Source organism: Streptomyces sp. ID05-39B (genome assembly GCF_033794725.1).
Classification (GTDB): domain Bacteria; phylum Actinomycetota; class Actinomycetes; order Streptomycetales; family Streptomycetaceae; genus Streptomyces; species Streptomyces bobili.
Map to the genome: position 1 here is coordinate 1 of NZ_JARGEF010000075.1, position 17,407 is coordinate 17,407.

At 69.7% G+C, this 17,407-nt stretch carries 18 protein-coding genes; 6 read left to right on the forward strand and 12 right to left on the reverse strand.

All coding sequences use genetic code 11. The features are described 5' to 3' along the window. Positions 1-352: 352 nt before the first annotated feature. A complete protein-coding gene (locus P1P75_RS18265) occupies positions 353-871 on the reverse strand; it encodes a hypothetical protein (protein ID WP_319256547.1) in 519 nt (172 codons plus the stop codon). On the opposite strand from P1P75_RS18265, the gene P1P75_RS18270 reads away from it, so the two are divergent. After that, entirely contained in the window at positions 861-1,268 is a 408-nt protein-coding gene (locus P1P75_RS18270) for an AbfB domain-containing protein (protein WP_319256550.1), read from the forward strand. The two genes, P1P75_RS18265 and P1P75_RS18270, sit on opposite strands and share 11 nt — an antisense overlap. A gap of 64 nt (positions 1,269-1,332) precedes the next feature. Here P1P75_RS18270 and P1P75_RS18275 read toward each other — a convergent pair whose 3' ends face one another. The 8 genes from P1P75_RS18275 to P1P75_RS18310 all read right to left on the reverse strand — a co-directional run bounded on the left by P1P75_RS18275 (position 1,333) and on the right by P1P75_RS18310 (position 7,992). Next, positions 1,333-1,665 carry a metal-sulfur cluster assembly factor gene (locus tag P1P75_RS18275; protein ID WP_319256552.1) on the reverse strand — a complete coding sequence of 111 codons (333 nt, stop codon included), beginning with the start codon at positions 1,663-1,665 and terminating at the stop codon, positions 1,333-1,335. Next, complete coding sequence (sufU, locus tag P1P75_RS18280) at positions 1,662-2,126, reverse strand: Fe-S cluster assembly sulfur transfer protein SufU (RefSeq protein WP_319256554.1); 465 nt, start codon at positions 2,124-2,126, stop codon at positions 1,662-1,664. The genes P1P75_RS18275 and sufU overlap by 4 nt, the downstream gene beginning before the upstream one ends. Before the next feature lie 32 nt (positions 2,127-2,158). Next, on the reverse strand, positions 2,159-3,430 hold the full coding sequence (locus tag P1P75_RS18285) for a cysteine desulfurase (RefSeq protein ID WP_319256556.1): 1,272 nt from the start codon (positions 3,428-3,430) through the stop codon (positions 2,159-2,161). After that, positions 3,427-4,191 carry a Fe-S cluster assembly ATPase SufC gene (gene sufC, locus P1P75_RS18290; RefSeq protein ID WP_319256558.1) on the reverse strand — a complete coding sequence of 255 codons (765 nt, stop codon included), beginning with the start codon at positions 4,189-4,191 and terminating at the stop codon, positions 3,427-3,429. Before sufC ends, P1P75_RS18285 begins: the two co-directional genes overlap by 4 nt. Positions 4,192-4,198: 7 nt before the next feature. Beyond that, positions 4,199-4,516 (reverse strand): bifunctional 3-phenylpropionate/cinnamic acid dioxygenase ferredoxin subunit, encoded by a 318-nt coding sequence (locus P1P75_RS18295; RefSeq protein ID WP_319256560.1) that lies wholly within the window; start codon positions 4,514-4,516, stop codon positions 4,199-4,201. Beyond that, a complete protein-coding gene (sufD, locus tag P1P75_RS18300) occupies positions 4,516-5,733 on the reverse strand; it encodes a Fe-S cluster assembly protein SufD (RefSeq protein WP_319256563.1) in 1,218 nt (405 codons plus the stop codon). The genes P1P75_RS18295 and sufD overlap by 1 nt, the downstream gene beginning before the upstream one ends. A gap of 61 nt (positions 5,734-5,794) precedes the next feature. Next, positions 5,795-7,216, reverse strand: coding sequence for a Fe-S cluster assembly protein SufB (sufB, locus tag P1P75_RS18305; protein ID WP_319256565.1), 1,422 nt, complete (start codon positions 7,214-7,216; stop codon positions 5,795-5,797). Then, positions 7,213-7,992, reverse strand: a complete 780-nt coding sequence (locus P1P75_RS18310) for a metalloregulator ArsR/SmtB family transcription factor (protein ID WP_319256567.1) — start codon at positions 7,990-7,992, stop codon at positions 7,213-7,215. The genes sufB and P1P75_RS18310 overlap by 4 nt, the downstream gene beginning before the upstream one ends. A gap of 161 nt (positions 7,993-8,153) precedes the next feature. Here P1P75_RS18310 and P1P75_RS18315 point away from each other — a divergent pair, with 161 nt between their 5' ends. The 4 genes from P1P75_RS18315 to P1P75_RS18330 all read left to right on the forward strand — a co-directional run bounded on the left by P1P75_RS18315 (position 8,154) and on the right by P1P75_RS18330 (position 12,056). Beyond that, a complete protein-coding gene (locus P1P75_RS18315) occupies positions 8,154-8,951 on the forward strand; it encodes an AAC(3) family N-acetyltransferase (protein ID WP_319256569.1) in 798 nt (265 codons plus the stop codon). An 80-nt stretch (positions 8,952-9,031) separates the two neighbouring features. Beyond that, complete coding sequence (locus P1P75_RS18320) at positions 9,032-9,955, forward strand: ABC transporter ATP-binding protein (RefSeq protein WP_319256571.1); 924 nt, start codon at positions 9,032-9,034, stop codon at positions 9,953-9,955. A 269-nt stretch (positions 9,956-10,224) separates the two neighbouring features. Then, positions 10,225-10,995, forward strand: a complete 771-nt coding sequence (locus P1P75_RS18325; RefSeq protein WP_319256573.1) for an ABC transporter permease — start codon at positions 10,225-10,227, stop codon at positions 10,993-10,995. A 50-nt stretch (positions 10,996-11,045) separates the two neighbouring features. Next, positions 11,046-12,056: a COX15/CtaA family protein gene (locus P1P75_RS18330; protein ID WP_319256575.1), complete on the forward strand. Its 1,011-nt coding sequence runs from the start codon at positions 11,046-11,048 to the stop codon at positions 12,054-12,056. A gap of 221 nt (positions 12,057-12,277) precedes the next feature. Here P1P75_RS18330 and P1P75_RS18335 read toward each other — a convergent pair whose 3' ends face one another. From P1P75_RS18335 to P1P75_RS18345, 3 genes are all read right to left on the reverse strand, one after another. Further along, positions 12,278-13,384, reverse strand: coding sequence for an amidohydrolase family protein (locus P1P75_RS18335; protein ID WP_319256577.1), 1,107 nt, complete (start codon positions 13,382-13,384; stop codon positions 12,278-12,280). A 74-nt stretch (positions 13,385-13,458) separates the two neighbouring features. Further along, positions 13,459-13,815 (reverse strand): hypothetical protein, encoded by a 357-nt coding sequence (locus P1P75_RS18340; protein WP_086767940.1) that lies wholly within the window; start codon positions 13,813-13,815, stop codon positions 13,459-13,461. Between the two features lie 94 nt (positions 13,816-13,909). Next, entirely contained in the window at positions 13,910-14,776 is an 867-nt protein-coding gene (locus tag P1P75_RS18345) for a heme o synthase (RefSeq protein WP_319256580.1), read from the reverse strand. 531 nt (positions 14,777-15,307) lie between these two features. On the opposite strand from P1P75_RS18345, the gene tkt reads away from it, so the two are divergent. After that, entirely contained in the window at positions 15,308-17,395 is a 2,088-nt protein-coding gene (gene tkt / locus P1P75_RS18350; protein WP_319256582.1) for a transketolase, read from the forward strand. The last annotated feature ends 12 nt before the right edge of the window (positions 17,396-17,407 follow it).

Here is a 17,407-nt window from a genome sequence, read left to right on the forward strand (position 1 = left end):
TTTTTTTTTTAAGGTACAGGGGTGGCGGAGGCGTGCGGCGAGGGCGGTGTGAGTGGGTGGGGTCGGGGCCGTGACGGTGCGTCGAGCTCGTCGCCCCGTCGGACGTACGGCCGTCCCCTTTACCGCCCGCACTCGGGAACGGCACAGGCCCCGCACGATCACCACCTCCGCCTCCGCCTCCGACGGTGGTCAGGAACGGGGCTCCTCCGGTCGATCGCAGTCGTCCCCAGTTGCTCGGGAACGGCATGCTTTCGGCCGGTCGCGGTCGTCCCGGTGGTCGGGAACCGTTATAGAAACCGCTCACTGAAACGGCTGCTCGGGAGTCACTCGTTCCACTACTGTTTCAACTGTTTCACCGTTCACACACCCGGCCATCGCAGCCGTGGTCGCCCACTCGGGCGCCGCTGGAGGAACAGCGCATGCCAGACAACAAGTCCCAGCCTTCCCAGGAGCGTCCCTGGGAGAACGGCTGGGCCCCGGACACCACCCGGGCACCCGGAACGCGACGACTCTGGCTGGCCGGCGTCCTCGCCGTGGCCACCGTCGTGGCGTGCGTCGCCACCATCTCCCTCACGGACAAGCCTTCTGACGTCAAGTCAGCCGCCGGTGAGGAACGGACCACGTCCGACAAGGAGACCTCCTCGGGGCTCATCTCGTTCGCCTCGCCCACGGTGAGCGGGGCGCCCTCGGCTTCGGCCACGAAGGGGAGCGCCTCGCCGTCCGCCTCGGCCTCGGCCTCCGCCTCGGCTTCGCCTTCGCCCAACGGCGGTTCGTCGGCGTCCGCTTCCGCTTCGTCTTCTCCGTCGGCCCCGGCCGCCGGGGGCGGTTCCGATCCGGAGCCCGAAGGCGTGCGGCGGTCGATGCGGTCCATCAACTATCCCGACCGTTACTGGCGGGCCGGCGGCGGGCAGGTGCGGCTCGAAGGGGCCGGGGGGTCCGAGTTCCGTGAGGACGCCACGTTCGTCGTGGTCAAGGGCCTGGCCGACAGCTCCTGTTCCACGTTCGTCACGTCGGACGGGATGTACCTGCGCCACCGCGACTTCGTCCTGCGCCCCGAGCGCAACGACGGTTCGGCGCTCTTCAAGCAGGACTCCACCTTCTGCGCCGTCCCCTCCTCCCACTCCTTTGGCGCGATCATGCTGGAGTCGGTGAACTATCCCGGCCGATTCCTGCGTCACAGGAACTTCGCACTGCGCCTGGACGCTTACGGCTACGGCTCCAACCACCGCGAGGACTTCTCGTTCAACCTGGTGGACGGGCTGGCCTGAGCCTGTACAGACGGAAGCGGCGGCACCCGGTGGGTGCCGCCGCTTCCGTCTGTACGGAAAGATCTCAGACGTTGAAGCCGAGCGCGCGGAGCTGCTCGCGGCCGTCGTCCGTGATCTTGTCCGGGCCCCACGGCGGCATCCAGACCCAGTTGATCCGCAACTCGTTGACCAGGCCGTCCGTTGCGGACTTCGCCTGGTCCTCGATGACGTCCGTCAGCGGACAGGCCGCGGAGGTCAGGGTCATGTCGATCGTCGCGATGTTCGCGTCGTCGATGTGAATGCCGTAGATCAGCCCGAGGTTGACGACATCGATACCCAGTTCGGGGTCGACGACGTCGTACAGCGCCTCGCGGACTTCGTCCTCGGAGGCCGGCTTCGTCTCAACGGTCTCGGTCATGCCGTATTCCTTTCGGCGTCGGCGCCCAGCGCCTGGGCCGTCGCGTCCTTCCACGCCATCCAGCTCAGGAGGGCGCACTTGACCCGTGCCGGGTACTTGGAGACGCCGGCGAACGCGATCGCGTCCTCCAGCACCTCCTCCATCGCGTCGTCCGGCTCGACCCGGCCCTTGGACTGCATCAGTACCAGGAAGGTCTCCTGGATCTTCTGCGCCTCGGCCAGTTCCTTGCCGACCAGCAGGTCGTTCAGCACGGAGGCCGATGCCTGGCTGATGGAGCAGCCCTGGCCCTCGTACGAGACGTCCTCGATGGTCGTGCCGTCGTACTTCACGCGCAGGGTGATCTCGTCACCGCACGTCGGGTTGACGTGGTGCACCTCGGCGTCGCCGTCCCGGAGACCGCGCCCGTGCGGGTGCTTGTAGTGGTCCAGGATGACTTCCTGGTACATCGAATCAAGCTTCACGACAGCTAACCTCGCGTCCCGTCTTCCGTTGCTCAGCCGAAGAAGTTCCGTACGTGCTCCAGGCCCTCGACCAACGCGTCGACCTCGGCAGGCGTGGAGTACAGATAGAACGACGCTCGCGTGGTCGCGGGAATTCCGTAGCGCAGGCAGACCGGGCGCGCGCAGTGGTGTCCGACGCGGACCGCGATGCCCTGCTCGTCGAGGACCTGGCCCACGTCGTGCGGGTGGATGTCGCCGAGCGTGAAGGAGATCGCGGCGCCGCGCTCCTCGGCCGTGGCCGGGCCGATGATCCGCAGGCCGGGGACCTCGCCGAGGCGCTTCACCGCGTACTCGGTGATCGCGTGCTCATGGGCGAGGATCTTGTCCATGCCGATCGCGGACAGGTAGTCGATGGCCGCGCCGAGACCGACCGCCTGGGCGATCGGGGGGGTGCCCGCCTCGAACTTGTGGGGAGCGGGCGCGTAGGTCGAGGAGTGCATCGACACCGTCTCGATCATCTCGCCGCCGCCCAGGAACGGGGGCAGGTCCTCCAGCAGTTCCTGGCGGCCCCAGAGGACGCCGATGCCGGTCGGACCGCACATCTTATGGCCGGTGAAGGCCACGAAGTCGGCCTGGAGGGCCTGCACGTCCATCGGCATGTGCGGCGCGGCCTGCGAGGCGTCGATGCACACCAGCGCGCCGACCTCCTGCGCACGGCGCACTATCGCCTCGACCGGGTTGATCGTGCCCAGGATGTTCGACACCAGCACGAAGGAGACGATCTTCGTCTTCTCGGTGATGATCTCGTCGATGTTGGACAGGTCGAGGCGGCCGTCGTCGGTGAGGCCGAACCACTTCAGTTTCGCGCCGGTGCGCTGCGACAGCAGCTGCCACGGCACGATGTTGGAGTGGTGTTCCATCTCCGTGATGACGATCTCGGTCTCGGCGTCCACGCGGTAGGGCTCGTCGGCCCAGCCCAGCATGTTCGCGACCAGGTTCAGCGACTCCGAGGCGTTCTTGGTGAAGATGACCTCGTCGCGGCTGGGCGCGTTGATGAACTCCGCGACCTTGTCACGCGCACCCTCGTACAGTGCCGTGGCCTCCTCGGCGAGCACATGCACACCGCGGTGGACGTTGGCGTTGTACCGCTCGTAGTAGCCACTGAGTGCGTCCAGCACCTGGCGCGGCTTCTGCGAGGTCGCCGCGTTGTCCAGGTACACGAGCTTGCGGTCGTCGTGGACGATGCGGTCCAGGATCGGGAAGTCCTTGCGGATCGCCTCGCCCAGAAGATTGGGCACGGTGAGGAGGCCCGGCAGCTGTGTCACGCTGATGCGCCACCCTTCGTGTAAACCTCGTAGCCCTCGTTCTCCAGCTTGTCGGCCAGCTCCGCGCCGCCGGACTCGACGATGCGGCCGCCGGAGAAGACGTGGACGTAGTCGGGCTTGATGTAGCGCAGGATGCGCGTGTAGTGCGTGATCAGCAGGGTGCCGACCTCACCGGACTCGCGGACCCGGTTCACGCCCTCGGAGACGACGCGCAGGGCGTCGACGTCCAGGCCGGAGTCGGTCTCGTCGAGGATCGCGACCTTCGGCTTGAGCAGCTCCAGCTGAAGGATCTCGTGGCGCTTCTTCTCACCGCCGGAGAAGCCCTCGTTGACGTTGCGCTCGGCGAAGGCCGGGTCCATGTTGAGGCGCTCCATGGCCTCACGGACCTCCTTCACCCAGGTACGCAGCTTGGGGGCCTCGCCACGGATGGCGGTGGCGGAGGTGCGCAGGAAGTTGGAGACCGAGACGCCGGGGACCTCGACCGGGTACTGCATCGCGAGGAACAGGCCGGCGCGGGCGCGCTCGTCGACGGACATCTCCAGGACGTCCTCGCCGTCGAGGGTGACGGTGCCCCCGGTGATCGTGTACTTCGGGTGACCCGCGAGCGAGTAGGCGAGGGTGGACTTGCCGGAGCCGTTGGGGCCCATGATGGCGTGCGTCTCGCCCTGCTTCACGGTCAGGTCGACACCCTTGAGGATCTCCTTCGTGGCGTTGTCGGCCTCGACGGTGACGTGCAGGTCTCGGATTTCAAGCGTTGCCATGGGTGCCTCAGGACTCCTGGGTGAGGGAGACGAGCACGTCGTCCCCTTCGATCTTTACGGGGTATACGGGGACGGGGCGCGTCGCGGGAAGGCCGGACGGCTTGCCGGTGCGGAGGTCGAACGCGGAGCCGTGCAGCCAACACTCGATCTGACAGTCCTCCACCTCGCCCTCGGAGAGCGAGACGTTCGCGTGCGAGCAGATGTCGTTGATGGCGAACACCTCCCCCTCGGTCTTCACGACCGAGACCGGCGTGCCGTCGAGTTCCACCCGTTTGGGGGTGTCCTCCTCCAGCTCGCTCAGCCCACAGGCGCGTACGAAGGCCATCAGACCGCGGCCTCCAGCTCTTCGTCGATCTTCACGAGGAGACGCTCTTCGATGTCGTCGACACCGATCTGCTGCACCAGCTCGGCGAAGAAGCCGCGCACCACCAGGCGGCGGGCGTCGTGGGCCGCGATGCCGCGGGCCATCAGGTAGAACAGCTGCTCGTCGTCGAAGCGGCCGGTCGCCGAGGCGTGTCCGGCGCCGACGATCTCGCCGGTCTCGATCTCCAGGTTGGGCACGGAGTCGACGCGGGCGCCGTCGGTCAGAACCAGGTTGCGGTTCATCTCGTAGGTGTCCGTGCCCTCGGCCGCGGCCTCGATCAGCACGTCGCCGATCCACACCGCGTGCGCCCCGTCGCCCTGGAGGGCGCCCTTGTAGGCGACGTTGGACTTGCAGTGCGGGGTGTTGTGGTCGACGAGGAGACGGTGCTCCTGGTGCTGGCCGGCGTCGGTGAAGTAGAGGCCGAACAGCTCGGCCTCGCCGCCGGGGCCGGCGTAGGCGACGCGCGGGTGCAGCCGGACGAGGTCGCCGCCGAAGGTGACGACGAAGGACTTGAAGGTGGCGTCGCGGCCGATCAGCGCGTTGTGCTGGCCCACGTGCACGGCCTTTTCGTCCCAGTCCTGGACGGAGACGACGGTCAGCTTGGCGCCGTCCCCGAGGATGTAGTCGACGTTGGCGGCGAGCACGGCGTCACCGGTGTGGTCGATGACGACGACGGCCTCGGCGAAGGCCCCCAGTTCGACGACCTGGTGGCCGTAGGCGACCCCGCCCTGGCCGTGCACGGTGATGCGAATGGGCTCGGTGAGGACCGTCTCCTTGGGGACGGTGACGACACCGGCCTTCTCGAACGCCGAGTACGCCTGGGCGGCGACGCGGTCCACGGGGGTGCCCGCCCGGCCGAGACGCGCGTCGTCACGGCCGACGGTCTCGACGACGACACCCGCCGGGGCGTCGATGTCGACCTTCACGCCCTCGCCGGTGGCGACCGCGGTGCCGTCGTGCAGGCCACGCAGCCGCTCCAGCGGGGTGAACCGCCACTCCTCCTCACGGCCGTGCGGGACCGGGAAGTCCGCCACGTCGAAGGAGGGGGGCGCGCTCATGCGCGTGGCGACGGTGGACTCGGCGGCCACCGCGATCTGGCCGGCGGTCGTACTGCCCACCGGTGGGGGTCCCCCCGCCCGAGTGGATTCGAGGGTGGGGGCGTTCTGAGCCTCAGCCATGGCTGTCGGTCTGCTCTCTTCCTACGTCAGAAATCTGGCGACTGCTTCGGGGCGGCGGGTCTTAACCGACCGCGCCCTCCATCTGCAGCTCGATCAGCCGGTTGAGCTCCAGCGCGTACTCCATCGGCAGTTCCTTGGCGATGGGCTCGACGAAGCCGCGCACGATCATGGCCATCGCCTCGAACTCGCTCAGACCGCGGCTCATCAGGTAGAAGAGCTGGTCGTCGGAGACCTTGGAGACGGTCGCCTCGTGGCCCATGGACACGTCGTCCTCTCGGACGTCCACGTACGGGTACGTGTCCGAGCGGGAGATGGTGTCCACGAGCAGCGCGTCGCACAGCACGTTGGACTTGGAGCCGTGGGCGCCCTCGCCGATCTCCACCAGACCACGGTAGGAGGTCCGGCCGCCACCGCGGGCGACGGACTTCGACACGATGTTGGACGAGGTGTTCGGCGCCATGTGGACCATCTTGGAGCCGGCGTCCTGGTGCTGGCCCTCGCCCGCGAAGGCGATGGACAGGGTCTCGCCCTTGGCGTGCTCGCCCATCAGGTAGACCGCCGGGTACTTCATCGTCACCTTGGAGCCGATGTTGCCGTCGATCCACTCCATGGTCGCGCCCTCGTAGGCGACGGCGCGCTTGGTGACCAGGTTGTAGACGTTGTTCGACCAGTTCTGGATGGTCGTGTAACGGCAGCGGGCGTTCTTCTTGACGATGATCTCGACGACGGCGCTGTGCAGCGAGTCCGACTTGTAGATCGGGGCCGTACAACCCTCGACGTAGTGCACGTAGGCACCCTCGTCGACGATGATCAGGGTCCGCTCGAACTGGCCCATGTTCTCCGTGTTGATACGGAAGTAGGCCTGGAGCGGGATCTCGACGTGCACGCCCTTCGGCACGTAGATGAAGGAGCCGCCGGACCATACCGCGGTGTTCAGCGACGCGAACTTGTTGTCGCCGACCGGGATGACGGTCCCGAAGTACTCCTTGAACAGCTCCGGGTGCTGCTTGAGAGCGGTGTCGGTGTCGAGGAAGATGACGCCCTGCTCCTCCAGGTCCTCGCGGATCTGGTGGTAGACGACCTCGGACTCGTACTGGGCCGCGACACCGGCGACGAGGCGCTGCTTCTCCGCCTCGGGGATGCCGAGCCTGTCGTACGTGTTCTTGATGTCCTCGGGCAGGTCCTCCCAGGACTCCGCCTGCTTCTCCGTGGAACGCACGAAGTACTTGATGTTGTCGAAGTCGATGCCCGACAGGTCCGAGCCCCAGTTCGGCATGGGCTTCTTCTCGAACAGGCGCAGGCCCTTGAGGCGGAGCTTGGTCATCCACTCCGGCTCGTTCTTCTTCGACGAGATGTCGCGGACGACGTCCTCGTTGATGCCGCGCTTCGCAGAGGCGCCGGCCGTGTCGGAGTCGGCCCAGCCGTATTCGTACTTACCCAGGCCCTCGAGTTCGGGGTGGGCAGTCTCCGTGGGGAGAGTCATGCGGGGTTCCTCCCGGCCGTGCTTGCAGATGCGATATCGGGGGCGTGATCAGTGCTGGGGTCAGCGGTGTGATCAGCGGTAGGGGAAATCTTGGGGATGTACGTCGTGCAGACGCCGTCGCCGTGCGCGATCGTCGCCAGCCGCTGGACGTGCGTTCCGAGCAGCTGGGAGAAGATCTCGGTCTCCGCCTCGCAGAGCTGCGGGAACTTCTCCGCGACGTGGGCGACGGGGCAGTGGTGCTGGCACAGCTGCTCGCCGACCGGTGCGCTGCGTGCCGTTGCAGCGTACCCGTCCGCGCTCAGGGCCTTGGCCAGGGCCTGGGTGCGCTGGTCGGGGGCGGCTGCCTCGATCGCCTCGCGGTAGCCGGTGGCCTGTTCGGCGATCCTCGCGCGGGCGAAGGCGACGACGGCCTCGTCCCCGCCGAAGCGCTCCTGGATGAAGCGCAGGGCGTCCGCTGCGAGCTTGTCGTAGGACTGGTCGAAGGCGTCGCGGCCGCAGTCGGTGAGGGCGAAGACCTTCGCGGGACGCCCGCGCGTACGCGCTCCGTACACCCGCTGCTCGCGTGGTTCCACGACGTCGTCGGCGACCAGCGCGTCCAGGTGCCGGCGTACGGCCGCCTGGGTGAGCCCCAGCCGTCCGGCCAGGTCGGCGACGGTCGACGGCCCGTGGTCCAGGATGGAGCGTGCGACGCGGTTGCGCGTGGAGCGCTCACCGGTCGCCAGCTCTTCCTGGGGGGTCCCCGTGGGGGTCACCCGAGCCTCGCCGACGTTTTTCACAACGCCATTGTTGCGTAATTCCTCAGGGGCAGGCAAGCCGCGTCCGGATCACCGGGCGGTGCCCTGCGTCACTTAGGTTTACCTAATCTGACCTGCGCGAACGATCTTTGATCGATCAAACCGGTCGCGTCGGCGACCCCCGTCCGGAAGACTCCACGACCATGCCCACACCCCCTCCCACCGGCCCTCTTGTCACTCGGGACAGCCTCGCGAGCGACCTGCGCGCACTAGGGGTCGAACCCGGTGAAATCCTGCTCGCGCACTCCTCCCTCAGCGCCCTCGGCTGGGTCTGCGGAGGGGCTGTCGCGGCCGTCCAGGGACTGCTCGACGCGCTCGGCCCGGACGGCACCCTCGTGGTCCCCACCCAGTCCGGCGACCTCTCGGACCCCTCCCACTGGGGAAGCCCGCCGGTCCCCCGAGCCTGGTGGGACACGATCCGCGCCACCATGCCCGCCTACGACCCCCTCGTCACCCCCAGCCGCGGGGTCGGCGTGATCCCGGAGACCGTACGGGCCTGGCCGGGCGCCCTGCGCAGTGCGCACCCCCAGACCTCGTTCGCGGCGCTCGGCCCGCGCGCGGCGGAGGTGACCGAGGGCCATGCCCGTGACTGCCGGCTCGGCGAGCGCAGCCCGCTCGCCCGGCTGGAGGCGCTCGGCGCCCGGGTGCTCCTGCTGGGTGCCGGGTACGACACGTGCACCAGCTTCCACCTGGCCGAGTACCGGATACCGGCGCCGCGCGTGGGGTCGGGACGGCCGGGACCCGGGGGCTGGGAGGTGGTGAGCGAGGTGTCGATCGACTCGGACCGGTTCGACGAGCTGGGCCACGACTTCGAACGGGACCGTCCCGTCGTCCGCGCGAAGGTGGGCGCGGCCGACGCCCGGCTGTTCCCGGTGGCGGACGCGGTGGCCTACGCCGAGCGGTGGCTGCCCGTGCACCGCTCCCGCGCGGAGGAGGTCTGAGCGCGGACCGCTGCCCGGTGGTGGCGGCTTCTCGCCCCCGCCGGTCCGGGCTCCCCTTCGCGAACCTAGACTCTGGACCCATGCGAATGGAGCCCGTGGTCCAGGTCCAGGCCCTGGTGAAGCGGTACGGCACGAAGACCGCGGTGGACGGCCTCGACCTGGTGGCGAAGGCGGGCGTGACGGCCGTGCTCGGTCCCAACGGCGCGGGCAAGACGACGACCGTCGAAACCTGCGAGGGCTACCGGAAGCCGGACTCCGGCACCGTCCGTGTACTCGGCCTCGACCCGGTGAGACAGGCCTCGGAGCTGCGCCCCCGGATCGGTGTGATGCTCCAGTCCGGGGGCGTCTACTCGGGCGCGCGGGCCGACGAGATGCTGCGGCACGTAGCCAGGCTGCACGCGCATCCGCTGGACGTGGACGCGCTGATCGAGCGGCTGGGCCTGGGAAGTTGCGGCCGCACGACGTACCGGCGGCTGTCCGGGGGCCAGCAGCAGCGCCTCGCGCTCGCGATGGCCGTCGTGGGGCGCCCGGAGCTGGTGTTCCTGGACGAGCCGACCGCGGGTCTCGACCCGCAGGCCCGCCGCGCCACCTGGGACCTGGTGCGTGACCTGCGCACGGACGGGGCATCGGTCATCCTGACCACCCACCACATGGACGAGGCCGAGCAGCTCGCCGACGACGTCGCGATCATCGACGCGGGCACGGTCATCGCGCAGGGCTCCCCCGAGGAACTGTGCCGCGGCGGCGCCGAGAACACCCTCCGGTTCAGCGGCCGCCCCGGCCTGGACGTGGTCTCCCTGCTCAAGGCGCTGCCCGCCGACAGCGCCGCCGCCGAACTGACGCCGGGCTCGTACCGGATCATCGGCAAGGTCGACCCGCAGATGCTGGCGACGGTGACCTCCTGGTGCGCGCAGCACGGGGTGATGCCGGACCGGATCTCCGTGGAGCGCCACACGCTCGAAGACGTCTTCCTGGAGCTGACCGGCAAGGAGCTGCGCTCATGACGGCGACCCGCGAACAGACCGGCCGGGGGTCCGGGGGTCGCCCCCCGGAACAGCACAGCCTGGAGCCGACCGGCAAGGAGCCGCGCTCATGACGGCGACCCGCGAACAGACCGGCCGGGGGCCCGGGCAGCGCCCCCCGGAACAGCACAGCCTGGAGCCGACCGGCAAGGAGCCGCGCTCATGACCCCGACCCGCGAACAGACCGGCCGGGGGCTTGGGGGTCGCCCCCGGAACGACACAGTGGAGCCGACCGGCAAGGAGCTGCGCTCATGACGGCGACCGGCACGTACACGCCGAAGCCGGGGGCCGCGCCCCTGCCTCGCATGATCAGGGCCCAGGCGGCGCTGGAGACGAGGATGCTTCTGCGCAACGGCGAGCAGTTGCTGCTCACCGTCGTGATCCCGACGCTGCTGCTGGTGCTGTTCAGTTCGGTGGACATCATCGACACGGGCGCCGGCGAGGCCGTCGACTTCCTGACCCCCGGCATCCTCGCGCTCGCCGTGATGTCGACGGCGTTCACGGGGCAGGCCATCGCGACCGGCTTCGAGCGCCGTTACGGCGTCCTCAAGCGGCTGGCAGCCTCCCCGCTCCCCCGCTGGGGGCTGATGACCGCGAAGACGCTCGCCGTGCTGGTCACGGAGGTCCTCCAGATCGTCCTGCTGACGGTGATCGCGTTCGCGCTGGGCTGGTCGCCGCAGGGCAACCCGTTCGCCGTCGTGCTGCTGCTCGTCCTCGGCACGGCCGCCTTCTCGGGGCTCGGTCTCCTCATGGCGGGCACGCTGAAGGCGGAGGCCACGCTGGGCGCGGCCAACCTGGTGTTCCTGTTGCTGCTGGTGGGCGGCGGGGTGATCGTGCCGCTGGACAAGTTCCCCCCGGGCGTACAGGACGTGCTCGGGCTGCTGCCGATCTCGGCGCTGTCGGACGGACTGCGGGACGTGCTCCAGCACGGGGCCGGGATGCCGTGGGGCGACCTGGGGATCCTCGCCGTGTGGGCGGTCGCCGCTCTGGCAGCCGCCGGCCGTTTCTTCCGCTGGGAATGACCAGACCTCCCGGGACCCCTCGTGAACGCGTGCACAAGCGGCCCCCTACGATGGACGGCGTGCCAAACGTGACCCGCGCCGACGCCGTAGCAGCCGTGCGCAACCCCCTCGCCTTCATCGCCGCACGCTGGACCCCCACGCCCCGGACGGTTCAGCGGGCGGCCCTCACCGCGCTCGTGATGTCGGTGGTCATCGTGGTCACCGGCGGTGCCGTGCGGCTCACCGGCTCCGGCCTCGGCTGCCCGACCTGGCCCAAGTGCACCGACGACTCGCTCACGGCGACCGGCGAGATGGGCTTCCACGGCGCCATCGAGTTCGGCAACCGCATGCTGACGTACGTCCTGTGCGCCGCGGTGGGCTGGGCGATCATCGCCGCCCGCTCGCAGAAGCCGTACCGGCAGAGCCTCACCCGGCTGGGCTGGGCCCAGTTCTGGGTGGTCATGAGCAACGCCGTGCTGGGCGGGATCGTGGTCCTCGTCGGCCTCAACCCGTACACGGTCGCCGCGCACTTCGTGGCGACGTCGGCGCTGATCGCGATCGCCGTGGTGATGTGGCAGCGCACGCGGGAGGGCGACACGCAGGCCCGTCCGCTGGTGGGGAAGTCCGTGCAGCAGCTCGTGTGGGTCATGGTCGCGGCCACGGTCCTGCTGATCCTCATCGGCACGGTGGTGACCGGCGCGGGCCCGCACGCGGGCGACTCCAGCGAGGTCGAGCGGATGCCGCTGGACTGGGAGACCGTCAGCAAGGTGCACGCGGTGCTGGCCTGGATCGTGGTGACACTGACCTTCGCCCTGTGGTTCGTCCTGAGGGCCGTCGACTCCCCGAGGCTCCCGCTGGACCGCACCCGCGACTTGTTCGTGGTCCTCCTCGCGCAGGGCGTCATCGGCTACGTCCAGTACTTCACGGACCTGCCGGAACTCCTGGTCGGCCTGCACATGCTCGGCTCGGCCCTGGTGTGGATCGCGGTGCTCCGCGTGCTGCTGGCCCTGCGCGAGCGCCCGGAACCGGCCGTCGGCCTGCCGGGCCCCGCGGCGGAGGCGACGGTCGGCTCTCGCGCCTGACTCAGCCGTGGGCCGCCACCAGGCCGTCGACCGCGGCGCCGAGCCAGCCTCGCGCCGACTCGGCCCGGTAGACCCGCCACTCCTCCTCGGAGGCGGCGGAGCGGACGGGCGGCCTCCGTGACGACGCCGTCGGATGTCCTCGACGATCTCGGCGGGGTGCCCGGAGACCGGCCAGCTCGGCCGGCGCCGGTACGGCGCCGCGCGGCCCCTGGTCCGATCGCTCATCCCAGCCCGTAGACCCGCCGAGCGTTCCCCGCCGCGACCATCCCCGCCACCCGCTGGGCGTCCGTCAGCGACCAGGCGTCCTGGGCGACCCAGCCGCCCAGCACCCGTGCCAGGGCCTCGCGGAACAGTCGGGCGCCGACCACGTGCAGTTCGGGCAGGCCGCGTGCGCCGCTGGAGAACAGGATCTTGCCGAAGGGGGCCAGCTCCAGGATCTCCGCGAGGACCGTCGCCGCGCGGGCCCCGGTACGCACCAGGGCGGCCCCGGAGTCGGCGTAGACGTGCGGGAAGACGCCCGCGAGGTGGGCGGCGTGCCGGTGGTAGGGGTAGCCGTGCAGCAGGACCAGGTCGGTGCCGAGGCCGGCCGTCGCGCGGACGAAGTCGGTGAGCAGGACGGGGTCGGTGCGGTCGATGCGCAGGCCCGGTTCGCCGAGGCCGGCGTGGAGTTGCAGGGGCCGGCCCGAGGCCACGGCGATCCACAGCAGATGCCGCAGCAGCACCGGGTCGCTCAGTTCCCCGCCGACCCGGCGCCCGGCGAGCCAGCGGCCCGCGGCGCCCCGCACCTCGCCCGGTCCGGGCGGTTCGGGCGCGAGGGCGAGGCCGTGGCGCACGCCGGCCACCGAGGTGAAGGCCACGGCGGTCGCGGCGGCGCCGTGCACCGCCTCGGCGAGGTTGGCGAGGAAGGACTCGACGGTGCCGGAGGTGTCGGCGACCTGCTCGGCGAGGAGTTCCAGGCGCACGATCTCGCGGGCCTCGGCGTCGCCGGCGGCGGCGATCTCGTCGGGTCCCGTGAGGTCGCCGGGCAGGCCGGTGTCCACGAGGTAGGTGGTGATCCCGCTGCCGCGCAGCAGCCGGCGGCCCGACTCCAGTACGCCGAGTTCACGACGGCGGGCGAGGTAGCGGGCGGGCGGGCAGTGCGGTTCCAGACCGAGCAGCGGGGGGCACCAGCGGCGTACCGCGAAGCCGGTCTGGGTGTCGAACAGTGTGGTGCCGGGTGCCGGCGGGCCCTCGGTGCGGGCCAGCTGGGCCTCGAAGGTGCCGAGGCCCAGTTCTGTTCTCAGGACTCCGTGGCAGTACTGGTCCACCAGGGACGGTGTTTCGATCATCCGGGACTCCCGCGGCTGGACCGTGTGTGTACTCCTCACACGTCCTAACGGGTGGACCCGGCGTCAGGTGTTGCTCAGGTGTTGCGCGGTCCGCCGACCTGGATCCCGGCCATCCGGCTCCACTCGTACGGCCCAGTCCTCACCTTGGCGGCGAACTCGCCGTCGAAGTCCTCGTGGACGGTGATCCCGGACTTCTCCACCGCCTTGGCGGCGATCTCCATGTCGGGCGCCACGAGGTCGCCCCAGCCGCCGTCCTCGCCGACGAGGACGATCCGGGCGCCGCGCTCGCCGAGGTGGGCGATCTGGCCCTCGGCCCCGCCGTGTTCCTTGGAGAACGCGCTGATCCGCTTGGCGAGGCGGGCCGCCGTGCGCTCGGCCTTGGCGGCCTGCTTGGCGTCTGCGGTCTCGTCAGCCTGCTTGGTGTCTGCCATGGCCAGGATGCTACCGACGGGTAGATCAAACGGCGACGGCCGGGGTGCGTGGCCTTGGCCACGCACCCCGGCCGTCGGGCCGTTCAGAGGTTCCTCAGCGCAGGAAGGGGTCCACCGCGACGGCCAGGAACAGCAGCGAGACGTAGGTGATGGACCAGTGGAACAGCCGCATCTCCTTGAGCTTCCCGCCCGCGGTCTCCGCCTTCGCGCGGTTCTGCAGGGAGTGCGCCTCCCACAGCCACCAGCCGCCGGCCGCGAGGGCGACGGTGGTGTAGAACCAGCCGGTGTAGCCCAGCGGGGTCAGCAGCAGGGAGACGGCGACCATCACCCAGCTGTAGATGACGATCTGCCGGGCGACGACCTTGTTGGAGGCGATGACCGGCAGCATCGGCACGCCCACGCGCGCGTAGTCCTCGCGCACCTTCATGGACAGCGGCCAGTAGTGCGGCGGGGTCCAGAAGAACATGACGAGGAAGAGGACCACCGGCGCCCAGGAGAGGGAGTCGGTGACCGCGGACCAGCCGATGAGGACCGGCATGCAGCCTGCGATGCCGCCCCAGACGATGTTCTGCGAGGTGCGGCGCTTGAGGATCATCGTGTAGACGACGACGTAGAACAGGAGCGCGCCGAGGGCGAGCCAGGCGGACAGCCAGTTGACGGTCAGGCCGAAAAGGAGCGTCGAGACGATCGCGAGGCTGATGCCGAAGGCGAGGCACTCGCGGGGGCTGACCATGCCGGTGACCAGCGGGCGCTGCGAGGTGCGGTCCATCAGGGCGTCGATGTCGCGGTCGATGTACATGTTCAGCGCGTTGGCGCCGCCCGCGGAGAGATAGCCGCCCAGGCAGGTGAGCAGCACGAGACCGAGGTCCGGCACTCCTTGCTGGGCCAGGAACATCACCGGAACGGTGGTGATGAGCAACAGCTCGATGATCCGCGGCTTGGTCAGCGCCACGAACGCCATGACGCGGGCCCCCACCGGCCGCCGGCTCGGGCCCTGGCTCGTCCCGATAACCCCCTCCCCCAGAGCCTTAAGGGCCTGGGAGGTACCCCCAGGACGGGATTCAACGGCCGTCACGCACACCCCTGACAGAGACATCCCAGCGAGCCTCACCGTGTGAAGTCGGGGTAAAGGCTCGCGCGTACCACGCCACTGTAGACGTTGCCCATACCCCGCTCTCCGCGGGGGTGGGGTCGTGTTGGCAGGGGTGCCTCAGCAGCTGTTTCGGGCCTCGGGCGGGGTGCGCTCATTCCTCGCACTGAGGCTCGATTGAGCAGTCAGGTGAGCGGCTCCGTATTCATGTGCCGAATGGGACTTCGGCCAGTCGGGAGGCGGATCCCCCAATGGCCCGGCAGTCTGGAATGACTCGAAAAAACGCACGTCCTTACGGGGGTAGGCTCGGCAGCGGCCGGTGGTTATCCAGTCACCGGCAGCCGGTGGGCGCGCGCCCGAAGCAACCGGTATTCGACATGTGGAGAGGAGCCCTGACCCAGGGTGAGCACCAAGCCGACCACCACAGACCTCGAGTGGACCGAGTTGGACCAGCGGGCCGTGGACACCGCACGCGTCCTGGCCGCCGACGCCGTACAGAAGGTCGGCAACGGCCATCCCGGTACGGCGATGAGCCTGGCGCCTGCCGCGTACACCCTCTTCCAGAAGGTGATGCGCCACGACCCCGCCGACGCCGACTGGGTCGGCCGCGACCGCTTCGTGCTGTCCGCGGGCCACTCGTCCCTGACTCTCTACACCCAGCTGTACCTGGCCGGCTTCGGCCTGGAGCTGGACGATCTGAAGTCCTTCAGGACGTGGGGCTCCAAGACCCCCGGTCACCCGGAGTACGGACACACCGTGGGCGTGGAGACCACCACCGGTCCGCTGGGCCAGGGTGTCGCCAACGCGGTGGGCATGGCGATGGCCGCCCGCTACGAGCGCGGTCTGTTCGACCCGCAGACCCCGCAGGGCGAGTCCCCCTTCGACCACTTCGTCTACTGCGTCGCCGGTGACGGCTGCCTCCAGGAGGGCATCTCCGCAGAGGCGTCCTCGCTGGCCGGTCACCAAAAGCTCGGCAACCTCGTGCTGCTGTGGGACGACAACCACATCTCCATCGAGGGCGACACCGAGACGGCCGTCTCCGAGGACACCGTGAAGCGGTACGAGGCGTACGGCTGGCACGTGCAGCGCGTCGCCCCGAAGCCGGACGGCGACCTCGACCCGCACGCCCTGTACGACGCCATCGAGGCGGCGAAGCAGGTCACCGACCGGCCGTCGTTCATCGCGATGCGCTCGATCATCGCCTGGCCCGCCCCGAACGCGCAGAACACCGAGGCCGCGCACGGCTCGGCGCTCGGCGACGACGAGGTGGCGGCCACCAAGCGCGTCCTGGGCTTCGACCCCGAGCAGTCCTTCGAGGTCTCCGACGAGGTCATCGGCCACACCCGGCAGGCCCTGGAGCGCGGTGCGCAGGCGAAGGCGGAGTGGGAGAAGTCCTACCAGCTGTGGCGGGACAACAACCCGGAGCGCGCGGCCGAGTTCGACCGCGTCGCCGCGGCCGAGCTGCCGGCCGGCTGGGAGGAGAAGATCCCGGTCTTCGAGACCGGCAAGGGTGTCGCCACCCGTGCCGCCTCCGGCAAGGTGCTCCAGGCGCTCGGCGCGGTCATCCCCGAGCTGTGGGGCGGCTCCGCCGACCTGGCCGGTTCGAACAACACGACGATCGACAAGACGTCGTCGTTCCTCCCGGCGGACAACCCGCTGCCGGAGGCGAGCCCGTACGGCCGCACGATCCACTTCGGCATCCGCGAGCACTCGATGGCCGCCGAGATGAACGGCATCGCGCTGCACGGCAACACCCGCATCTACGGCGGCACGTTCCTCGTGTTCTCCGACTACATGCGCAACGCGGTGCGCCTGTCGGCCCTGATGCACCTGCCGGTGACGTACGTCTGGACGCACGACTCCATCGGTCTCGGTGAGGACGGCCCGACGCACCAGCCGGTCGAGCACCTGGCCGCCCTGCGCGCGATCCCCGGCCTGAACGTGGTCCGCCCGGCGGACGCCAACGAGACGGCGATCGCCTGGCGCGAGATCCTCAAGCGCTACACCAAGGTCTTCGGCAAGGGCGCCCCGCACGGCCTGATCCTCACCCGCCAGGGCGTGCCGACCTACGAGCCGAACGAGGAGGCGGCCAAGGGCGGTTACGTCCTGTTCGAGGCCTCCTCCGGGACACCCGAGGTGATCCTCCTCGCGACCGGTTCCGAGGTGCATGTGGCCGTCGAGGCACGCGAGCAGCTGGAAGCCGACGGGGTGGCGACGCGGGTCGTGTCCATGCCGTCCGTGGAGTGGTTCGAGGAGCAGGACCAGGGGTACCGGGACAGCGTGCTGCCGCCCTCCGTGAAGGCCCGGGTCGCCGTCGAGGCGGGCATCGGTCTCACCTGGCACAAGTACGTCGGGGACGCCGGCCGCATCGTTTCCCTGGAGCACTTCGGTGCTTCGGCCGACGGCAAGGTCCTCTTCCGCGAGTTCGGCTTCACTGCCGAGAACGTGGCCGACAAGGCCCGGGAATCCCTCACCGCCGCCCAGCGCTGACGCCCACATACG